This window comes from Paraburkholderia ribeironis, assembly GCF_900019265.1.
GTDB lineage: Bacteria > Pseudomonadota > Gammaproteobacteria > Burkholderiales > Burkholderiaceae > Paraburkholderia > Paraburkholderia ribeironis.
The window spans coordinates 1-19,682 of sequence record NZ_CYGX02000021.1 but is presented as its reverse complement, the minus strand read 5'-3'; the positions used below and the strand labels follow the sequence as shown (position 1 = coordinate 19,682).

At 64.4% G+C, this 19,682-nt stretch carries 14 protein-coding genes and 1 pseudogene; 7 read left to right on the top strand and 8 right to left on the bottom strand.

Features of this window, described 5'->3' with window-relative positions; all coding sequences use genetic code 11:
* Window positions 1–76 precede the first annotated feature (76 nt).
* The 4 genes from glgB to BN2475_RS10675 form a co-directional block, all read right to left on the bottom strand.
* Window positions 77–2,287 (bottom strand): 1,4-alpha-glucan branching protein GlgB, encoded by a 2,211-nt coding sequence (glgB, locus tag BN2475_RS10690; protein WP_094779504.1) that lies wholly within the window; start codon window positions 2,285–2,287, stop codon window positions 77–79.
* The gene (gene treS / locus BN2475_RS10685; RefSeq protein ID WP_094779503.1) at window positions 2,280–5,747 is read right to left on the bottom strand and encodes a maltose alpha-D-glucosyltransferase; all 3,468 of its coding nucleotides are present in this window, start codon (window positions 5,745–5,747) and stop codon (window positions 2,280–2,282) included. The genes glgB and treS overlap by 8 nt, the downstream gene beginning before the upstream one ends.
* On the bottom strand, window positions 5,744–9,193 hold the full coding sequence (locus tag BN2475_RS10680) for a maltotransferase domain-containing protein (protein ID WP_094779502.1): 3,450 nt from the start codon (window positions 9,191–9,193) through the stop codon (window positions 5,744–5,746). Before BN2475_RS10680 ends, treS begins: the two co-directional genes overlap by 4 nt.
* Window positions 9,194–9,629: 436 nt before the next feature.
* Entirely contained in the window at window positions 9,630–10,292 is a 663-nt protein-coding gene (locus BN2475_RS10675; RefSeq protein ID WP_094779501.1) for a DUF1345 domain-containing protein, read from the bottom strand.
* A gap of 323 nt (window positions 10,293–10,615) precedes the next feature.
* Between BN2475_RS10675 and BN2475_RS10670 the strand changes: the two genes are divergently transcribed.
* From BN2475_RS10670 to BN2475_RS10655, 4 genes are all read left to right on the top strand, one after another.
* Window positions 10,616–11,179, top strand: a complete 564-nt coding sequence (locus tag BN2475_RS10670; protein WP_094779500.1) for a sugar dehydrogenase complex small subunit — start codon at window positions 10,616–10,618, stop codon at window positions 11,177–11,179.
* A gap of 102 nt (window positions 11,180–11,281) precedes the next feature.
* Window positions 11,282–12,883 carry a GMC family oxidoreductase gene (locus BN2475_RS10665; protein ID WP_094779499.1) on the top strand — a complete coding sequence of 534 codons (1,602 nt, stop codon included), beginning with the start codon at window positions 11,282–11,284 and terminating at the stop codon, window positions 12,881–12,883.
* 20 nt (window positions 12,884–12,903) lie between these two features.
* Entirely contained in the window at window positions 12,904–14,328 is a 1,425-nt protein-coding gene (locus BN2475_RS10660; RefSeq protein ID WP_094779498.1) for a c-type cytochrome, read from the top strand.
* Between the two features lie 146 nt (window positions 14,329–14,474).
* Window positions 14,475–15,212, top strand: coding sequence for a metallophosphoesterase (locus BN2475_RS10655; RefSeq protein WP_094779497.1), 738 nt, complete (start codon window positions 14,475–14,477; stop codon window positions 15,210–15,212).
* A 57-nt stretch (window positions 15,213–15,269) separates the two neighbouring features.
* On the opposite strand, the gene BN2475_RS10650 is transcribed toward BN2475_RS10655, so the two are convergent.
* Together BN2475_RS10650 and BN2475_RS10645 are read right to left on the bottom strand one after the other, a co-directional pair.
* Complete coding sequence (locus tag BN2475_RS10650; protein WP_094779496.1) at window positions 15,270–15,971, bottom strand: RES family NAD+ phosphorylase; 702 nt, start codon at window positions 15,969–15,971, stop codon at window positions 15,270–15,272.
* Window positions 15,968–16,405 (bottom strand): MbcA/ParS/Xre antitoxin family protein, encoded by a 438-nt coding sequence (locus BN2475_RS10645; RefSeq protein ID WP_094779495.1) that lies wholly within the window; start codon window positions 16,403–16,405, stop codon window positions 15,968–15,970. The genes BN2475_RS10650 and BN2475_RS10645 overlap by 4 nt, the downstream gene beginning before the upstream one ends.
* A 119-nt stretch (window positions 16,406–16,524) precedes the next feature.
* Here BN2475_RS10645 and BN2475_RS10640 point away from each other — a divergent pair, with 119 nt between their 5' ends.
* The gene (locus BN2475_RS10640) at window positions 16,525–17,145 is read left to right on the top strand and encodes a hypothetical protein (RefSeq protein WP_094779529.1); all 621 of its coding nucleotides are present in this window, start codon (window positions 16,525–16,527) and stop codon (window positions 17,143–17,145) included.
* Window positions 17,146–17,258: 113 nt separating this feature from the next.
* Here the strand turns inward: BN2475_RS10640 and BN2475_RS10635 are convergent, their stop codons facing one another.
* Entirely contained in the window at window positions 17,259–18,110 is an 852-nt protein-coding gene (locus BN2475_RS10635) for a LysR family transcriptional regulator (RefSeq protein ID WP_094779494.1), read from the bottom strand.
* Between the two features lie 99 nt (window positions 18,111–18,209).
* On the opposite strand from BN2475_RS10635, the gene BN2475_RS10630 reads away from it, so the two are divergent.
* A complete protein-coding gene (locus tag BN2475_RS10630) occupies window positions 18,210–18,602 on the top strand; it encodes a tautomerase family protein (RefSeq protein ID WP_094779493.1) in 393 nt (130 codons plus the stop codon).
* Between the two features lie 118 nt (window positions 18,603–18,720).
* Here BN2475_RS10630 and BN2475_RS10625 read toward each other — a convergent pair whose 3' ends face one another.
* Entirely contained in the window at window positions 18,721–19,383 is a 663-nt protein-coding gene (locus tag BN2475_RS10625) for a dihydrofolate reductase family protein (RefSeq protein ID WP_094779492.1), read from the bottom strand.
* A 139-nt stretch (window positions 19,384–19,522) separates the two neighbouring features.
* Between BN2475_RS10625 and BN2475_RS35450 the strand changes: the two are divergent.
* A pseudogene (locus BN2475_RS35450) lies at window positions 19,523–19,636 on the top strand (GlxA family transcriptional regulator); the annotation flags it as partial.
* Between the last annotated feature and the right edge of the window lie 46 nt (window positions 19,637–19,682).

The following is a 19,682-nucleotide window of genomic DNA, read 5'->3' as shown; positions in this document are numbered from 1 at the left end:
TGAACGCTATCGTGGGTCCTCATGCGACGAGCGCGCGGCCAGCAGTCACCGCGCGCTCGCGTGACCACGCGTCAGATCACTCGGCGCGCAGCACGATCGTCGCCAGCGGCGGCAATACCAGCGAAGCGGAGTGCGGCCAGCCGTGGCTCGAGATCGCGTCGGTATGAATCACGCCGCCGTTGCCCATGTTGGAGCCGCCGTACACGCTGGCATCCGTATTCAGCACTTCCTCCCAACGTCCGCCGCGCGGCATGCCGAGGCGATACCCGCCGCGCGGCACGGGCGTCATGTTGCAGACCACCACGAGTTCCCGGCCGGCGCCGTCGGTGCGGCGATAGGCGAACACACTGTTGGAGGCGTCGTCGCCGATCAGCCATTCGAAGCCGCCCGGCTCGCTGTCGAGCCGATACAGCGCGGGCTCCTTGCCATACAGACGGTTCAGGTCGCGCACCAGCTTCTGCACGCCGTGATGATTCGCATCGTCGAGCAGATGCCAATGCGGCGACCCGTCGTGATCGAACTCCGCCATCTGGCCGAATTCGCCGCCCATGAACAGCAGCTTCTTGCCGGGATGCGTCCACATGAAGCCGAAGTACGCGCGCAGGTTGGCGAAGCGCTGCCACGCGTCGCCGGGCATCTTGCCGAGCAGCGAGCCTTTGCCGTGCACCACCTCGTCGTGCGAGAGCGGCAGCACGAAGCGCTCCGAGTACGCGTAGACCATGCCGAATGCCATGTTGTGGTGATGGTATCGCCGATAGACGGCGTCCTCGTGCATGTAATGCAGCGTGTCGTGCATCCAGCCCATGTTCCACTTGAACTGGAACCCGAGGCCGCCATCTTCGAGCCGCGCCGTCACGCCCGGCCACGCGGTCGATTCCTCGGCGATCGTGATCGCGCCCGGCGCGCCCGGCACATAGCCGACTTCATGATTGAGCCGCTTCAGGAACGCAATCGATTCGAGGTTTTCGCGGCCGCCGTAAATGTTCGGCACCCACTCGCCGGCGGCGCGCGAATAGTCGCGATACAGCATCGACGCGACCGCATCCACGCGCAAGCCGTCGACGTGATAGCGCTTGAGCCACGCCAGACCCGACGCGATCAGGTACGCGCTCACCTCGTGGCGGCCGAGGTTGTAGATCATCGTGTTCCAGTCCTGGTGATAGCCCTCGCGCGGGTCGGCGTGCTCGTAGAGCGGCGTGCCGTCGAAGTCGATCAGACCGTGCGCGTCGTTCGGAAAATGCGCGGGCACCCAGTCGAGGAACACGCCGAGTCCGGCTTCGTGCGCACGGTTGACGAACCGCGCGAACTGCTCGGGTTTGCCGAAGCGCGCGGACGGCGCGAACTGCCCGAGCGGCTGATAGCCCCACGATCCGCCGAACGGATGCTCCGCGATCGGCAGGAACTCGATATGCGTGAAGCCCATGCCCTTCGCGTACGGAATCAGGCGCTCGGCAAGCTCGTCCCAGTCGAGGCCGCGCTGACCTTCTTCGGCGATGCGCAGCCACGATTCGGCGTGCACTTCGTAGATCGAGATCGGCGCGTGCGCGGTCTGCTTGTCGGCGCGCGACTGGAGCCAGTCGTGATCGGTCCACGCAAACTGTTCGATCTCGTCGACATGCGCAACCACCGATGCCGTGCCCGGCGGCCGTTCCGATTGCATCGCGCACGGATCGGCTTTCAGCGGCAGCGGATGGCCGTCGCGCGCCAGCAGCTCGTATTTGTAGCGCGTGCCCGCGCCGATACGCGGCACGAACAATTCCCACACGCCGGCCTGATGGCGCAGGCGCATCGGATGACGGCGACCGTCCCACGCGTTGAAGTCGCCCACCACCGACACGCGCCGCGCGTTCGGCGCCCACACGGCGAAGCGCACGCCGGGCACGCCGTCCACTTCCATCGGGCGCGCGCCAAGGCATTCGAGCACCGCGTACGGATCGCCGCCGGCGAGGCGCCCCAACGGTTCGTCGCCGAGCACGGGACCAAATGAATAGGTGTCCTCGATTTCCTGCACCACGCCGTGCCAGTCGACCCGCAAGCGGTACGGCGCCGCGGACGTGACGCGGCCGGCGAACAGCCCCGGCCGCAACTGTTCGAGTTCGCCGAGCGTGGCGCCGTCGGCGCGCGCAATCACGGTGACGTGCGTGGCATTGGGCAACAATGCGCGCACCACCGCACCCGCGTTGGTCCGGTGCAGTCCGAGTTGCGAGAACGGATCGGGGTGGCGTGCTTCGACGAGCGCGTCGACATCAAGTGGGTGGAGGCCTGCGGCCGGATCATGCTCACTCATAGTCGCCCTCGGCCGGGTTAGGCGGGGTGGCGGCGCGTGGCGCCGCGGTTGATGGTTCATGCTGCACCGGTGCGCCGGTATCGCCAAGCAGACGGCTCGTGAGCGCGGCGAGGCCACGCACCGGCAAGCTGAGCCACGTCGGACGGTTGGCCGCTTCATAGCGGATTTCGTACGCGGCCTTTTCGATCAGGAACAGATCGAGCAGTGCCTGTTCGGCTTCCGGGGCCACCAGCGGGGTCGGCGCATCGGCAATGGCGGCCCGGTACGCGGCGTGGAACGTCGAGGTCGCATGCGCACGGAACCGGTCGAACAACGCCCGCTTGCGATCGGCGGTCTGTTGCGGCGCGCTTTCCATGGTGGACTGTGCGGCCGCGCTCGCATACGACAACGAACGTATCAGGCCGGCCACGTCGCGCAGCGGACTCGACTTCTGCCGGCGCTCTTCGAGCGAACGCGCCGGCTCGCCCTCGAAGTCGATCAGATAGGCGTCGCCCTGCGCGACCAGCACCTGGCCGAGGTGGAAGTCGCCGTGAATGCGGATACGCAATGCGCTCGCGTCGGCCGGCACCAGCTCGTCGACGGCCGCGACGAGCGCAGCGCGCCGGTCGATCAGGCTTTGCGCGAGCGCCTGGGTCTCAGGATCGCTCATCTGTTCGATGCGCGGCGCGAGCAGATCGAGCGCGCTCGCGAGCATCGCCTGCGTGCCGTGGAGCCACGCCTTCACATGCGCGGCGTTGGCCGGCTCCGGCGCAAATGCCGGGTCGTCAGTCGGTGAGGCGAGCGCCACGTGCAGCTCGCCAAGACGCTTGCCGATGATGCCGGCCAACTCGCTGTAGCCTTCCATCAGAATCGCTTCGTTGCTGCGGTCGGGGGCCGCCTGCGTTTCCGTATCGACGGCAATCGCGAGCTCATCCACCGAGCGGCGCAGATAGTCCAGCGACCAGTTCCACGCATCGCCCTGGTTGTCGATATAGCCTTGCAGGATCGCGAGCGTATGCGGCACGCCTTCGGGATCGAAGCGCACCACTTCGCCATACAGCGGCGGGGTGTTCGCGTAGCCGAGCTGGGTCAGGTAGCGGCTGATTTCCGCTTCCGGATGAATGCCGCTGACGAGCCGGCGCACCAGCTTCAGCACCGCGGCATCGGCAACGATCAGCGAGCTGTTGCTCTGCTCGGCCGCAAGCCAGCGAATCTCCGGCCGCTCGCCGAGGTTCTCGAGGTCGGCGAAACGCTCGGTCGGCAGGAACCTGATCTCGCTCTTCTGCACGGTCGGCACCACCGCGCGTTCGCGCAGCTTGCGCAACACGCCGTGAGCGAAGATCGGCAGCGAGAACGCATCGGTCAGAAGGCCGACGTTGCGGCCGCGCCGCACGCGCGCCAGCGCCAGTTGCATGAAGAGCGGCGTGGTGGTCTCACCGCCCCACGTGATCGCGATCGGCACCACGTAGCGCTCGGTGTGCTTGCCCACATCCGCTTCGATTTCGGTGAACGCGAAGCCGCCGTTCGGAATCGTGGTCAACGCGGCGAGCCGCACCGCGTGCATCTTCTGATCCTTCGACGCGAACCAGCGGCGCCGGCTCAGCCACGAAGGCAACACTTCGGATTCGAGCAGGCGCACGTTTTCCGGCGTCGCGCCGGTTTGCCCTTCGCGGATCACGATTGTGACGAATTCCGGCAGCGGTTCCGAATGCGCCTGTGCCCACGTCGGACGCTGACCGCCCTCGCACAGCATGAACCACAGGAAGCCGTACGGCGGGAACGTCAGCAGATAAGTCAGCTGGCCGATCGCGGGGAACACCGAATCGGCGGTCATTTCGATCGGCATGGCGCCATTGAACTCGGACAGATCCAGCTCGACCGCTTGCGGCGCACGCGACAGATTGGCCACGCAGAGGATCGGCGGCTGGTCCGGCATTTCACGCAGATACGCGAGAATCTTGCGGTTCTCCGGCTTCAGGAAGCGAATCGTGCCGCGCCCGAAGGTCTGCTTCGCGCGCCGTGTGGCGAGCATGCGCCGGGTCCAGTTCAGCAGCGAATGCGGATCGCGGCTTTGCGCCTCGACGTTGACGGCGTCGAAGCCGTATAGCGAACCCATCACCGGCGGCAGCACGAGTTGTTCCGGATCGGCTCGCGAGAAGCCGCCGTTGCGATCCGACGACCACTGCATCGGCGTGCGTACGCCGTCGCGGTCGCCGAGGTGGATGTTGTCGCCCATGCCGAGTTCGTCGCCGTAGTAGATCACGGGCGTACCGGGCATCGACAGCAGCAGCGAATTGATCAACTCGATGCGGCGGCGGTCGCGTTCCATCAGCGGCGCGAGGCGGCGCCGAATGCCGAGATTCAGCCGTGCGCGCCGATCGCTCGCATAGGTATTCCACAGATAGTCGCGCTCCGAATCCGTGACCATTTCGAGCGTCAGTTCATCGTGATTGCGCAGGAAAATCGCCCACTGGTTCGACGCGGCGAGGTCCGGCGTTTGCCGCATGATGTCGGTGATCGGAAAGCGGTCCTCGCTCGCGATCGACATGTAGATGCGCGGCATCAGCGGGAAGTGGAATGCCATATGGCATTCGTCCTCTTCGCCGAAATATTCCTTCACGTCTTCCGGCCACTGGTTCGCTTCGGCGAGCAGCATCCGGTTCGGATACTCCGCGTCTATGGTCGCGCGGATCTTCTTGAGCACCGCGTGCGTTTCCGGCAGGTTCTCGTTGTTGGTGCCTTCACGTTCGACCAGATACGGCACCGCGTCCAGACGCAGCCCGTCGATACCGAGATCGAGCCAGAAGCGCATCACCTGCAGCACTTCTCTGAGCACCGCCGGATTGTCGAAGTTCAGATCGGGCTGATGCGAGTAGAAGCGGTGCCAATAGTAGGCGCCCGCCACCGGATCGTGGGTCCAGTTCGACGGCTCCGAATCGATGAAGATGATCCGCGTTTCCGGGTACTTCTGATCGGTATCGGACCACACGTAGTAGTTGCGGTGATTGGAGCCCGGCTTCGCGCGGCGCGCGCGCTGAAACCACGGGTGCTGGTCCGACGTGTGGTTGATCACCAGCTCGCTGATCACGCGAATGCCGCGGGCGTGCGCTTCCTGGATGAAGCGTTTGACGTCCGCGATCTGGCCGTAGTCGGGGTGCACGCTGCGATAGTCGGCGATGTCGTAGCCATCGTCGCGGCGTGGCGACGGATAGAACGGCAGCAGCCAGATCGCGTTCACGCCGAGTTCGGCGATGTAATCGAGCTTCGCGATCAGGCCGGGGAAATCGCCGACGCCGTCGTTGTTGCCATCGAAGAACGATTTGATGTGCACCTGATAGATGATCGCGTCCTTGTACCAGAGCGGATCGTCGCTCAGCGTCGCCGGTTTGCCGCGCCGACGCGAGCGTGCCTTGACCGTACTACTGACGGCTGCGTCCGTTTCCACTGTCGACGCGCTGTGGGCTGGATCGTCGCGCTTCATGTCGCATCTTCCATATAGGGTGGTTCAGCGTCCGCGTGATCGGCGCTGCGGGAGTCGGCGTCGACTTCCTCCGGCCGTTCGGCGGGCAGGCCGCCGAGCGGCGCGATGCGCCAGATCGAGAATGGCTGGCCCGAGCCGAGTCGCACATGCTGCCAGCGGCCATGCCATTCGAAACGCGCGCCGGTCATCTGATCGGTCACTTCGAGTGCGTCGTGATCATGAAGATGCCAGTGCTGGAACGTCTCCCATGACAGTTCGATATCCGCGCCCTGTTCGTTGAACGGGTCGAGATTGATCGCGACGACGATCACATTGTCGCGCGCTTCGGTCGCTTTTTCGAACAGCAGGATGCTGTCGTTGTGCGCGGCGAGGAACGTCAGGCCGAGATGCGTTTGCAGCGCCGGGTTCACGCGGCGAATCCGGTTCAACGCACTGATTTCGCCGACGATATTGCCAGGCCGGTGCCAGTCCCACGCGCGCAGCTGATACTTCTCGGAGTCGAGATATTCCTCGCTGTTGGGCAGCGCGGCGGCCTCGCACAGTTCGAAGCCGCTATACGCGCCCCACGAGCCGGCCAGCGTCGAGGCCAGCGCGGCGCGAATCAGAAAGCCCGAGCGGCCCTGCGATTGCAGATGGCGCGGGTTGATATCCGGCGTATTGACGAAGAAATTCGGCCGGTAGAAATCACGCGCATCCGTTTGCGTGAGTTCGGTCATGTACTCGATGAAATCGCGCTTCGACTCGCGCCACGTGAAATAGGTGTAGGACTGCGCAAAGCCGATCTTGCCCAGCCGGTTCATCATGCGCGGACGCGTGAACGCTTCGGCGAGGAAGATCGTGTCGGGATAGCGCGCCCGCACGTCACCGATCATCCATTCCCAGAACGGCAGCGGCTTGGTGTGCGGATTATCGACGCGGAAAATGCGCACGCCCGCTTCGATCCAGAACACGATCACGTCGCGCAGCGCGAGCCACAGGTCGGGTTTGGCGTCGTGCGCGTAGAAGTCGGGATTGACGATGTCCTGATACTTTTTCGGCGGATTTTCCGCATAGCGCAAGGTGCCGTCCGGGCGCCACGCGAACCATGTCGGATGGTCCTTGAGCCATGGATGGTCCGGCGAGCACTGGATCGCGAAATCGAGCGCGATTTCGAGGCCATGCGCGTGCGCGTCGGCGAGCATCGCCTTGAAGTCGTCGAGCGTGCCGAGTTGCGGATGCACGGCGCTGTGGCCACCTTCGGCCGCGCCGATCGCATACGGACTGCCGACATCACCCGGCTGCGCGTTCAGCGTGTTGTTGCGGCCTTTGCGATTGGCCAGACCGATCGGATGGATCGGCGGGAAATACAGCACGTCGAAACCCATGTCGCGGATGCGCGGCAGTTTCGACGTGACATCGGCAAACGTGCCGTGGCGCGATTCGTCGTCGCTCATCGAACGCGGGAAGATCTCGTACCAGCTCGCGAAGCGCGCCGCGGCGCGATCCGCGTCGATCCTGTAGGTCACCGGATCGCGGCTCAGGAATGGCCGGTGGCGCGCGGCGGTCATCGCGGTCGCGGTGGCAGGCGCGAGAATCAGCGCGAGCCTGGTTTCGGCGTCGGCCTTCGTGAACAGCTTGACGATATGTTCGAGCGGCTCGGTGACCGCGCCGTCCGCTGTTTCGACTTCCGCGAGCACCAGCGCGAACAGATGCGCGGCTTCTTCGAGTTCGATCTCGACGGTTTGCCCCGCCTTCAGCTTCTTCTGGACGTGCTCGACCAGCGACGCGAAGTCGTCGCGCCACGCGATCACGGTGAACTCGTGACTGCCCAGCCGTTCGAGCGGAATGCGCGCTTTCCAGAGGTCGAGGCCGGCGGGTTGCGCGGGGGTCATCAGCACTTCGTGCCAGGCGGTTTCGTCGGCGGCGCGCCAGATCACGGCGGCGGCGATCTTGTCATGCCCGTCGGCGAAAATCGCGGCGCTGATTTCGGCGCGCTCGCCCACCACGCGCTTGGCCGCAAAGCGGCCATGGTCGACCGACGGCATGACGTTCTCGATCGCCACGCGCGGCGCGTTGAGCGCCTCGAGCACGGTCTTGTGGCCGCTGCGCTTGCTGTTTGGCTTGTCGACGGGCGGCGCGAGACAGATCGGCTTTTCCGTTACCGCGCGGAACAGGCGCACGGCGCCCGGCGCAAGCGTGAACGGCATCAACCCGGCAGGCTCGTCGCGCTCAGGCGCATCCAGCGGCACGAAACGCGTGAAGTTGCCCGGCACGCCCGCGAGGAAGCGCGCGGGATCGACGCGCACCGGTGCGCCCAGCTCGGGATTGATCGCGATCAGGATCGCTTCGGCGGCGTCGCGCAGGTCGGGCTGGTCGGCGCGCAGCAGTACCGCGACCGGTGCGCCGGGCCCGCTCAGCGGGCGCAATTCACCGTTGGCGTGCAGTGTGTTCGAGCGGCGCGCGAGCGCGTTCACATGCGCGACCTGTTTCGTGAGGTCGAACTTTTTCGCCTGGGCAGCGAGCGCGAACTGCGAGGCGTCGCCGCGCGTTTGCGACATCGGCTCGGTGATGCCGTATTCGAAGCCCATCGGCATCATCCAGCCGGTGCCGAACGCGGCCGATGTGAACAGCGCGCGCTGATAGGCCCGCTCGACGATGGCGGCGTCGTGGGCGTCGCTCAGCTCGGCGGCGAGTCGCGTGTCGTAAGGCGCTTCGGGGAAGGTGATCGGCGTGCCGATGCGCGCGAGCGCGGCGTGCTCCTCGACCATCCAGCTGGCGCGGAAATCCCACCAGCGCACCGACGAGAACACGCTATCGAAGCCCGCGCCTTCGAGGTCCGGCAGATCGTCACGCGCGAGTCCGGGCGTCGCGGCGAGCCAACGCAGGTCGGGATGCCGCTCTCGCACCGCGTCGCCAAGTTGCCGCCAGATGGCGGCCGGCACGCGATGCGGCGAATCGAACCGGAAGCCGCCGACGCCGGCGTCGGCGAGCGCCAGCAACTGTTGCGTCCACCAGATGAGCAGCGCGGCGCCGCTGGCCGGATCGTGGAAGTTCGCATACGCGACGTTATCCTCGCGATGCAGATGGCGCGGGTCGAGCCGCGCCTCTTCGGACTCGAATGGGTGGAACCAGCTGGCATGTTCGGCGTACAGCGCGCCATCGGCCGCCATCCGGTCGATCACCAGATCGACCAGCAAGCTCAAGCCATTCTGGCGGGCGGCGTTCGCGAGGGTGCGGATGGCTGCGGCGGCGGGCTGCCCGGCCTCGAACACCGGATGCAGCCGCGCGTGGTTGCCGACCAGCTGTCCGTGGCCCGCCCCACCTGGCTCGAACAGATTGCCGACCAGCGCATGATCGAAGCCCAGCGCGGCCGCGTGAGCGAACTGTGCAGGCCATGCATCGAGCGGCCCAACGAGGAGTGAATGAAAAAAGTAAATCCGCGGCGCGTACCCGTTTGGCGATTCCATCGGTCGTTTCCAGATTCGTCCTGCTGCGGTGTGGATGCAATTGGCATGCGATCACAGCGCTCATTGGGCTTCCAGAGAGGAATACCGCGCGATGCGTAAGCGAGGGCGCGTACTGGTCAATGTAGTGCAAAGATCGTCACGCCGCTGGCCAGTCGACGGTGCTTAGACGCCAGACGTCGTTTGCATCGGGCTGCTCAGCACATTGCGAAGCTAGAGCAAAGGGCGTGCCATGGGTGGTGATCCCGCATCGACCGGAGGGCCGGACGTGCGTTCTGAAGGGACCCGCGCGAGGGGGCGCCAGAAGCACCTCGCGCGATGACGCGCGCCCGGCGTGTAAAACTGGCGGGCGTCGTGCGGGTTTTACACGGCGCGTATCGCCGATGGTGTGATTGTCGCAACAAGCGAAGTTGCGGCGGAATCGTTTGCGTCAGCGGTGTCAGGATCCCAGCAACCCCGCCGCGATATTCACGCACAACCCCAGCACCGCAACATTGAAGTAGAACGACAGAATGGATTGCGCGAGCGCCGCGCGGCGAATCACACGCGAGCGCAGCACCACGTCGGAAGTCTGCGACGCCACCGCGATCGTGAACGAGAAATACAGAAAGTCCCAGTAGTTCGGTTCGAGCTTGTGATCGGGAAAGAGCAGGGCGGTCTCGTGGGCGTCGGCGTCGTAATGAAGCCGTGCGTAGTGCAGCGTGAAGATGGTCGGAATCAGAAACCATGCGCCAATCAGCGTGAGGCCGGTCAGCAGGTAATGCCATGCGGTCGATGCTCCAGCGGTCCCTTTTGCCGATGCCAGCTCCAGTACGATCGCGGCGATGCTGGCGACGGTCGCAAGACAGATTACGAATAGCACGACGCCGGCGTTTTCATCGTCGCGCACGGCGTATTCGCGGACCCGCTGCGCGTCGGCGGCGGCCATGTGCAGCCAGATCATCAACAGGTAGCTCCAGATGGCCGCGTCCCAGCCGATCAGCGCGCGTGCGATGGCACTCGTGTGCATGGGTAGCAGCAGCGCGACCGCGATGCCGATGACGAGGCCGATTACCGTGCGTGGCCGATTGCGCAGAACCTGTGGATAGTATTTGATAAGCATGTCATCAGGGTTGGAGGTCGTCGGTGTCGCGGATTCTACTCGCGCTTCTACTCGCGCTTTTACTTGCGCTTCGCACGCCATTTGTCGAATCGATGGGTCACAAGCTATAGTCTTTCGCAGTGGCCTTGCGTGCCGCTTTCAGTTGAAAGGCGATTGGCAGGCTGACTGTGCACCATGCAGGTACTCATGTGGGTATACAAGACCGCCAAAGCGGCGTCAGGAGGTTTGGGGAAGCGCAATCGAAGCGGCACTTGGGCGGCGTCACGCTGCCGCTGCGTAGTACATCGAAATGACTCACGATCGATTCACCGTCTGGAGTCCCCATGACAGATGTTCCTGAGAACAGCGATGCGCATCACGTCGTGACATATTCGGCCGCGCGCAGGGCATGGGTGCTCGGCGCATGCGCTGCCGCGGCGGCGCTCGCGTTTGGCGGTGCGGGCCGCGCGCCGTCCTGGATCGTCCCGGCGTTCGCTGATGCGCCAGCGGGCGGCGGCCTCGACGCTTTCCTCGCGCTCTCGCAGCGCCTCACCGGCCGCACCGGTTTCGACGCCGTACTCGGCAAACGCGTCTACGACAGCCTCGCCAAATCCGACAGCCAGTTCACGCAGCATGTCGCCGCGCTCAACACGTGGCTGCAAGGTCACGGCGGCGTGCCATCCGACACTGTCACGCAGGCTTTGCAGGTCGAGCAGCCGGTGCTCGCGAAAGCGGTGAGCGCGATCATGCGCGCGTGGTATCTCGGCCTGGTCGGCGATATGCCGCATGTGAATGTGGTCGCGTATGAGAAAGCGTTGATGTTCGATCCCGTCAAGGATGTGTTGACTATTCCGTCTTATTGCCGCGACGTGCCGTTCTATTGGGCGCAAAAGCCGTTGGGCGCGTGAACGTGTTCCTCTCATGCGTTTCGCATCATAGGGGTGAGTGGTTCGACGATGTGCCGGCACGCGATTCAGCAAGCGGCGATAGGCCTGTAGAAGAGGGTAACAATGGCGAACTCAAATTCGGCGGATATCGTCGTAGTCGGCTCGGGCGTCGCCGGCGGGTTGGTCGCGCATCAGATGGCGCTGGCCGGCGCGTCGGTGATTCTGCTCGAAGCCGGACCGCGCATTCCGCGCTGGCAAATCGTGGAGAACTTCCGCAACTCGCCGGCCAAGCTGGACTTCGCGACGCCATATCCGTCGACGCCTTACGCACCGCATCCCGAGTACGCGCCCGCCAATAATTATCTGATCCAGAAGGGCGATTATCCGTACGACTCGCAATATCTGCGGTTGGTCGGCGGCACGACCTGGCACTGGGCGGCCGCCACGTGGCGGCTGTTGCCGTCGGACTTCCAGTTGCACAAACTGTACGGCGTGGGGCGCGACTGGCCGTATCCGTATGAGACGCTGGAACCGTGGTATTCAGCGGCCGAACTGCAACTGGGTGTGTCCGGCCCGGATAGCTCGGTCGATCTCGGTTCGCCGCGCTCGAAGCCTTACCCGATGCGCCAGCTGCCGCTGTCATACATGGATCAGCGTTTCAGCGACGTGCTCAACGCGCGGGGCTTCAAGGTCGTGCCGGAGCCGGTGGCGCGCAACAGCCGTCCTTACGATGCGCGGCCAACCTGCTGCGGCAACAACAATTGCATGCCGATCTGCCCGATCGCCGCGATGTACAACGGCGTCGTGCACGCGGAAAAGGCCGAGCAGGCCGGCGCGAAGCTGATTCCCGAAGCGGTGGTGTATCGCGTCGAAGCGGACGACAAGGGGCTCATCACCGCGGTCCACTACAAGGACCCGCGCGGCAACAGCACGCGCGTCAGCGGCAAGCTGTTCGTGCTCGCCGCCAATGGCATCGAAACGCCGAAGCTGATGCTGATGTCGACCTCCGATAAATTCCCGCACGGCATCGGCAACAGTTCCGATCAGGTGGGCCGCAACCTGATGGATCACCCCGGCACGGGCGTCACGTTCCTCGCCAACGAACCGCTATGGCCCGGTCGCGGGCCGATGGAGATGACGTCGATCGTCAACTTCCGCGACGGCGCGTTCCGCTCGGATTACGCGGCGAAGAAGCTGCATCTGTCGAACGGCGTGCCGACCATGGCCGTGACCGCCGTTCTGCTGAAAAAAGGCCTGACCGGCGCGGAGCTCGACCGGCAGATCCGCGATCGCGCGGCGCGCACGCTGAGCATCAACAGCTTCCACGAACATTTGCCCGAGCCGCAGAACCGCGTGGTGCCGTCGGCGGATCACAGGGACGCGCTCGGCATCCCGCAGCCCGAGATCTACTATTCGATCAACGACTACGTGAAGAAGAGCGCCGCCAACACGCATGAACTGTATGCGCAGATCGCCGTGCTGTTCGGCGGCACCGAGGTGTCGTTCGACGACAACTTCGCGCCCAACAATCACATCATGGGCACCACGATCATGGGCCGCGATCCGGCGGATTCGGTGGTGGATGCGGACTGCCGCACGCACGATCACGCGAATCTGTTCATCGCCAGCAGCGGGGTGATGCCGAGCGCCGCGTCGGTGAATTGCACGCTGACGATTGCGGCCTTGTCGCTGAAACTGGCCGACAAGCTCAAGCGCGAAATCTGAGCCGTGACCGGAGAGCCACCATGACGAAGAACACTTCTCGCGTGCTACCCGATCATGCGCTCGTTCACCCCACGCGCCGCCGCCGTTGCACGATCACGGCACTGGCCGCGGCCTTCTCGCTGGTCGCGTTGTACGCCGCCTGGTACGAGGCGCACGGATCGAGCACGCCGCCTGACGATGAACTGCCGATTCCCCAGGCCCGCGCCGACGCCGCCACGCAACCGGCCAACGGCGAGGCGCTGTCGGCCACCGTGGCCGGCAGCGAGCTGATCAAGCGCGGTGAATACCTCACGCGCGCCGGCGATTGCGCGGCCTGCCACACGGCTGACAAGACGCGGCCGTTCGCGGGTGGCCTGCCGATCGACACGCCGTTCGGCACCATCGTGACGCCGAACATCACCCCCGATCCGACAACGGGCATCGGTCAATGGAGCGACGCCGATTTTCTGCGTGCGATGCATGAAGGCATCGGCAAGAGCGGCGAGCGGCTGTACCCGGCGTTTCCTTATGTCGAATACACCCAGGTCGCCGATCGGGACGTGCTCGCAATCCGTGCGTACCTGAACACGCTGACGCCGATCCACTACTCGCCGCCGCGCAACAGCCTGACATTCCCGTTCAATCAGCGCTGGCTGATGGCGTTCTGGAATCTGTTCAACTTCACCGAAGGCCGCTTCGTCCCCGATCCGAAGCAAAGCGCCGAATGGAATCGCGGCGCCTATCTGGTGCAAGGTCTCGCGCATTGTGAGGAGTGCCACACGCCGCGCAATTTCATGCAGGGTCTGAAGTCGAGTTCGCGCTTTGCGGGCGCGGTGCAGGCCGGCTGGCATGCGTTCAACATCACGCCGGACAAAGTGAGCGGCGTGGGCGACTGGCGCGATGACGAACTGATCGCGTATCTGTCGACCGGCGCGGCGCCGGGCCGTGCGAATGCAGCAGGTCCAATGGGCGAAGTGGTGGCCAACAGCACGCAGTATCTGACGCCGGTCGACCACCGTTCGATCGTGACGTATTTGCGCTCGGTGCCGCCGATCAGCGGCGGCGAATCACGCCCGCGCGACCAGTGGGGCCACCCGGCCGGCGACGTGACCGCCTTGCGCGGCACCACGATCACCGGGGTCAACGGCGCGCAGCTATTCGTGGCCAACTGCGCGACGTGTCATAGCTGGACCGGCCAAGGTATTGGCGCGAGCGAGCCGGGGGCCTATCCGTCGCTGATTCACAACTCGACGGTCGGCGCGAGCACTGCGAACAATCTCGCGATGGTGATCCTGCATGGCGTCAGTCGCACGACGACACACGCGGACGTGTTGATGCCCGCGTTCGGCAACCAGCTCAACGACAATCAGGTGGCCGCAATCACCAACTATGTGACCAGACAATTCGGCAATCCCCAATCGACCGTGACGGCGGACCAGATCGCCAAGCTCCGCGCGCAGCAATAGCGGCCGCCAAAACCATGGATTTCCGGTAAGGCCTGCCGGAAATGCACCGTTTTGGCGTCGTTTTGAGTCATCTTTGCTCATCTGCGCGGCAGGATACGAGAGGCACCGCGCATACGCTTTGGCGGGTGCCGCATTATCATGAGTGAATGGAAACTGTACTCGTCAACCCCGTCCAGCATCATTCAGCCAATGCGAACGGCCGCGACTTCGTGGTCGGTGATCTGCATGGCTGTGTCGATGCGTTGCGCTATCTGCTGAGCGTGATCGCGTTCGATCCGTCACGCGACCGGCTTTTTTCGGTCGGCGACCTGGTCGATCGCGGCGAGCATTCCGAGCAGGCTCTGGCGCTGCTCGACAAGCCGTGGTTTTTTGCCGTGCTCGGCAATCACGAAGACACGTTGTGCGGCGTCGCCGATGGACGTATGCGACGTGAATGGTGGTATGGAATCGGCGGTACGTGGGCGATGGGTTTGTCCGATGAACGCTTGCAGGAGTACGCGGAACCTTTGCGTACGCTGCCGCTCGTGCGTGTGGTTGGCAGCGGCAAGGAGCGCTTCAATATTCTGCACGCCGAATTTTTTGGCACGGACGCCGAACTCGACGCGGGCAATTTTTCCGTCGAAACCCGCGCACGGTTGTTGTGGGGACGCGAACTCGCGCTAGGCAACGGCGATCCGGCGCGGCAACGCGGACTCTCGCTGACCTATTGCGGCCATACGCCGATGCGCGACATCAAGCAGATCGGTTCTCAGGTGTACATCGACACCGGCGCATTCAGCCCCGACGGCAAGCTGACGATCGTGCAGCCTCAGGCGTTGCTCCGCTGGTCGATTTCGGTCGAGGAAGCGCGCGCCGAAGGTGCAGCGGCGCTGGCGCTGCCCTGAACCTGCGGACCGCGCGCCCGCTCGCGTAGTGTCCGACTTTTGCTCCGCGCCCCGCGATCAACCTACCTGGCTGAGTTCGAACACGATATCCACGCTCGCGCCGTTCCAGTTGTATTCCAGATACGCCGCGTGATGGCAGTCGCGCAGCAATGTGGTGCGGAACGCGGCGAGACACTCGCCTGCGTCATCGCGCACCGACGGATACACGATGCCCGGCGCGCCCGCCTCGCGCACGGCCCGGCCGAGCGCTTGTCCCGCCACATAATCGTTCGGCGACAAGACAGCGAGATCGAGTGAGGCGTCGTTACGCAGGTCGACCACCTCGCCTTGCGCCGCCACCGTGTAGAGACGCATCTGCTGGCGCATCGGCGGCTCGGCGGTCGCCTCCAGAAACTTTCCCGTGTGATAACGCGTTTCGGCGATCGCCGTGGCGCGCGAGCGGGCGCAATAGAACACGCCGTAGGTGCCGTCGGAGAAGCGGCTGCCGAGCGGATTCAGATGCGTCAACGCGGCCATGATCGGCCCATAGCCCGGTCCGAAGCGCCGCTCGTCGCGCGGCACCAGGTCGAGCTCGCCGATTTCGGTGCGCAGCCGGTCGTTGGTCATGGCTTCGAGCGCGTACAGCGCGTCGAAATCTTCCGGCGAGGCGACCCGGTCGAACAGATTGACGGCCGGAAAGCGCGTCGGGATCACGCGATACGCGGGCGACCAGTCGAGCGGCGCGGTGAGCCAGCGGTCCTGCCAATGCGGTTGTGTCACGCCCAGCCGCCTCGCATCGCGTCGAGATACTGGCGCACCGCAACGAGGTCGCTGATGTTGCCGGCCAGCATGCGGTCCAGCGCGCGGCGTCCGCCGAACGGCGGCGCGCTGTTGGGGCGTTTGATCCAGGTGTCGGCGGCGCTCGGTTGAGGCAGCAGGATTTGCAACGATTTGTAGATGCCAAGCAGCAGCGACAGGCGCTCGAGCGTATCGCGCCCGAGACGGGCCGTTTCTGGCGTCTGCTTCCATTTGAAGAAGGTGGAGCGGCCCGGCTTGCCGAGCAACACGATCTGCTCGTCGGCGTTCAGGTCCCAGTCGCTCGCGATACGGAAGAACGTGCGCAGGCCCGCCGCGGACATCTCCGTGAGCGAGGGGGCCGAAACGGGGCGGCGAATCGGCGCTTCGGGCGGGTCGAGGCGGGCAGCGTGAGCCATGGCTGGGTAAGTCCCTATATGTACTTGACGTTGATATTAGTCTAAATATGGATTTTTGCAAGGGAAAAGGGAATATAATGTCGGCTCGTCATACAGTCAAAAATCAGGAGAAGCAGCAGATGTGGGTTAGAACAGTAGCAACGGCGGTTGCTGTGTGGTGTGCGTCGGGCGCGGCGATGGCGGCCGGTTATGCGGAAGTCTGGAATCCGCCCGAGTCGACCGGGCATGTCGCGAAGCCGGCGAAGAAGCAGCCAGGCGCGGCTCGGAGCAAGTCGGGCGCGAGTTCGAAGGCCGCTTCGAAAGCGAACTCCAAGGCCGCTTCAAAGCATGTGGTGAGCGCGCGGCACGCGGCGCCGCGAATCGCGTCGTCAGCGCCGGTGGCGCACGGCGGTGGTGTGAAGAAGGTCGCGTCGAAGAACATCGAACAAAACTGCACCCAAATTCCGGCCGCGAGCATCAGCAAACGACACGCCGCCGTGATGGCGCAGGCCGGCAAGCCGCATGCGCAGCCCATCCGGGCGAAGCCGGATCAGGGCAAGGTCATGCGCGCCAGTCTGATCCAGGACCATGCGGCTCGTCCGCAGGCGCTCAAGGTCGTGGCGAAAACCGGCGCCACGAAGCCGCCTGCCGCCCCACTGAATGCGTCGGCCGCGTCCGCAAACGTTAGCGCCGGTCCGGTGACCCCCGCCATCAATCCGGCCACCGCCAGCAGCGGTTCGCTGCCGCCGATCATCCACTGAGCCTGACCGGCGCGGCGCGTTTGCGGTGGGGCTTGCCGCCCCGCCTCGCGACGCCAACGCCGGACGGCCAGGCGACCCACTTTATTCACGCTGGCGGGCGCCGGGTGATTTCATCATTGCGTTGCCAGTCCATTCGCAACCAATCGCAACGTTTCCACCGACCGCGCATCGCGCACCCGCGAATGCAGCGTCACGCGCGATTCCGGCAGCGCCGGCAAGCCCAGCCGCGCGCCGACGTCGAGCAGACCGCGCGGCGCCACCCTGCGCGCCAGCGGCGACACGGCCAGACCCGCGGCCACCGCAGCGCCGACAGCCGTCACGCCGCCGCCAACGAACACCTCCTGCCACGCGATGCCCGCCTGCGTCAGCGCGCGCAGCGCGAGCTCGCGTACGCCGCACGGCGGACTCAGCAGTGCAAGCGCCAGCGGCTCGCCGACCCTCGGCAGCCACGCCGGCGTGGCGAGCCAGCCGAGCGGTTCGCTAAATAGCACTTGTCCGTCGTCGCGTGGCGGTTCGTCGGCGTCGTAGCGGACGATTACCGCGTCGAGCCGACGCTCGTCGAATTGCGCGAGCAGCGCCGCGGACGTCCCCATATGCAATTCGATCACCAGACCCGGATCGTGGGCGTTGAGCTTGCCGAGCAGCAACGGCAGATCAGGCCCGGCGACATGCTCGCTGAGTCCCAACACGAGCCGACGGCGTGCCACCGATAGCGAACCCAGCGCCCGCTCATGCGCGTTCAACAATTCGCGCGCCGCGCCGAGAAACGCGTTGCCGTCGGCGGAAAGACGCACGACACGCGGCGTGCGCTCCAGCAACTGCTTGCCCAGATGCGCTTCCAGCCGCTTGAGCTTCAGGCTGCCGGCCGATTGCGTGGTGTCGAGCGCGTTGGCGGCGCGCGTGAAACTGCGCAGATCGGCGACCAGAACGAACGCGCGCACCGCGTCGAGATCGAGAACTTTCATTTCAAACGAACATAGATGAAATATCAGATGATGTCTGTCAATTATGACTGAGCGCGCCTAAGCTGTGTTTCACCATCACTGCAACCACAGAGGTTCATCATGCCGCTCACACGAATCGCATTGCGCGCCGGCAAGCCGGCCGAATACCGGAAGGCACTGGCCGATGGCATCCAGCGCTCGCTGGTGGATACCTTCAACGTGCCGAAGGACGACATGTTCATGCTGATCACCGAGCACGAGCCCGGCAATCTGATCTATGACCGGCATTACCTGAACATCGAACGCAGCGACGATTTCGTCGTGATTCAGCTGACGGTCAGCAACACACGCACGCTCGAGCAAAAGAAGGCGCTGTATCGGCGGATCGTCGATGAACTGGCGGAGTCGCCGGGGTTGCGACGGGAAGATGTGTTCATCAACCTCGTCGAGGTGGAGAAGGAGAACTGGTCGTTTGGCAATGGACTTTGCCAGTACTCGCGTTCCTCAGTGTGATCATGCAGTGGTCGGCCGTAGACGACCCCAATGTGGACGGTCGGTGATTGGAAAAGCGGACACTCAACGTGCGGGCTAAGGCCGCGGCCCGTCAGGGACGTCGGCCTTCAACGAGTGGTTAGGCGTCCGTGTGTCCTTGGCGCCGTAGGACGACATGCGTGGCCTTCTCCGACGCTACGAATTCAACGCATTCGTATCCCAGAGCCCGCAAGTCAACCCCTTCGAACAGCGATTCTCCCCGGCCGAGCAGGACGGGCGCGATAGCAATCTGCAGTTCATCAATGAGGCCCTCACGAAGATACTGCTTGATTGTGTCCGGCCCACCGCCGATCCGCACGTCCATTCCGGCAGCGGCCTCGCGTGCACGGTCGAGCGCCTCGCGAATGCCTTCTGTAATGAAGTGGAACGTCGTGCCGCCTTCCATCTCGATGGGGGGACGAGCATGGTGGGTCAAGATAAACACTGGAACGTGATACGGCGGATTGTCTCCCCACCAGCCCTTCCAGTTTGTGTCCGGCCAGTCCCCACGAATCGGTCCGAACATGTTCCTCCCCAGAATCCAGGACCCAACATTCTGAAAGCCACGGGCGGCGAAATCATCGTCAACCCCGGTCGTACCGCCGTCCTTGCCGAACAACGCTCGCTGGAACGTGCGTGTTGGAAATAACCACTGGTGCAGATCCGTCCCGCCAATGCCAAGCGGATTGTTGATGTCTTGATTCGGGCCTGCACCGTATCCGTCGAGCGAGATGGTGAAGCCCTCAACGCGAACTCGTGTCATCGCTTGCCTCCGTTTAGACGCCTAAGCTAATGTGGACAGCAAATCTGCATGGTTTGCCGGAATTATGCGAAATATTCTGGCAGCGGATTTTGATTTTGAATCGATCGATCTTGGCCAGCTGGAACCGTGCCTGTGGTAACGCATCGCTGCGCGTTGCGGATTTGGGTCGGAAGAAACCATGCGACGCACGTTCGTACGCGTTCAGCAAGTCAGCCCCAGCGATTATCGGGAACGGTTCGGACATGTTTCGTGAGGCAGCACTGGCATTGCGACTGTCATAGTGCGTTTAGGTTTATTCG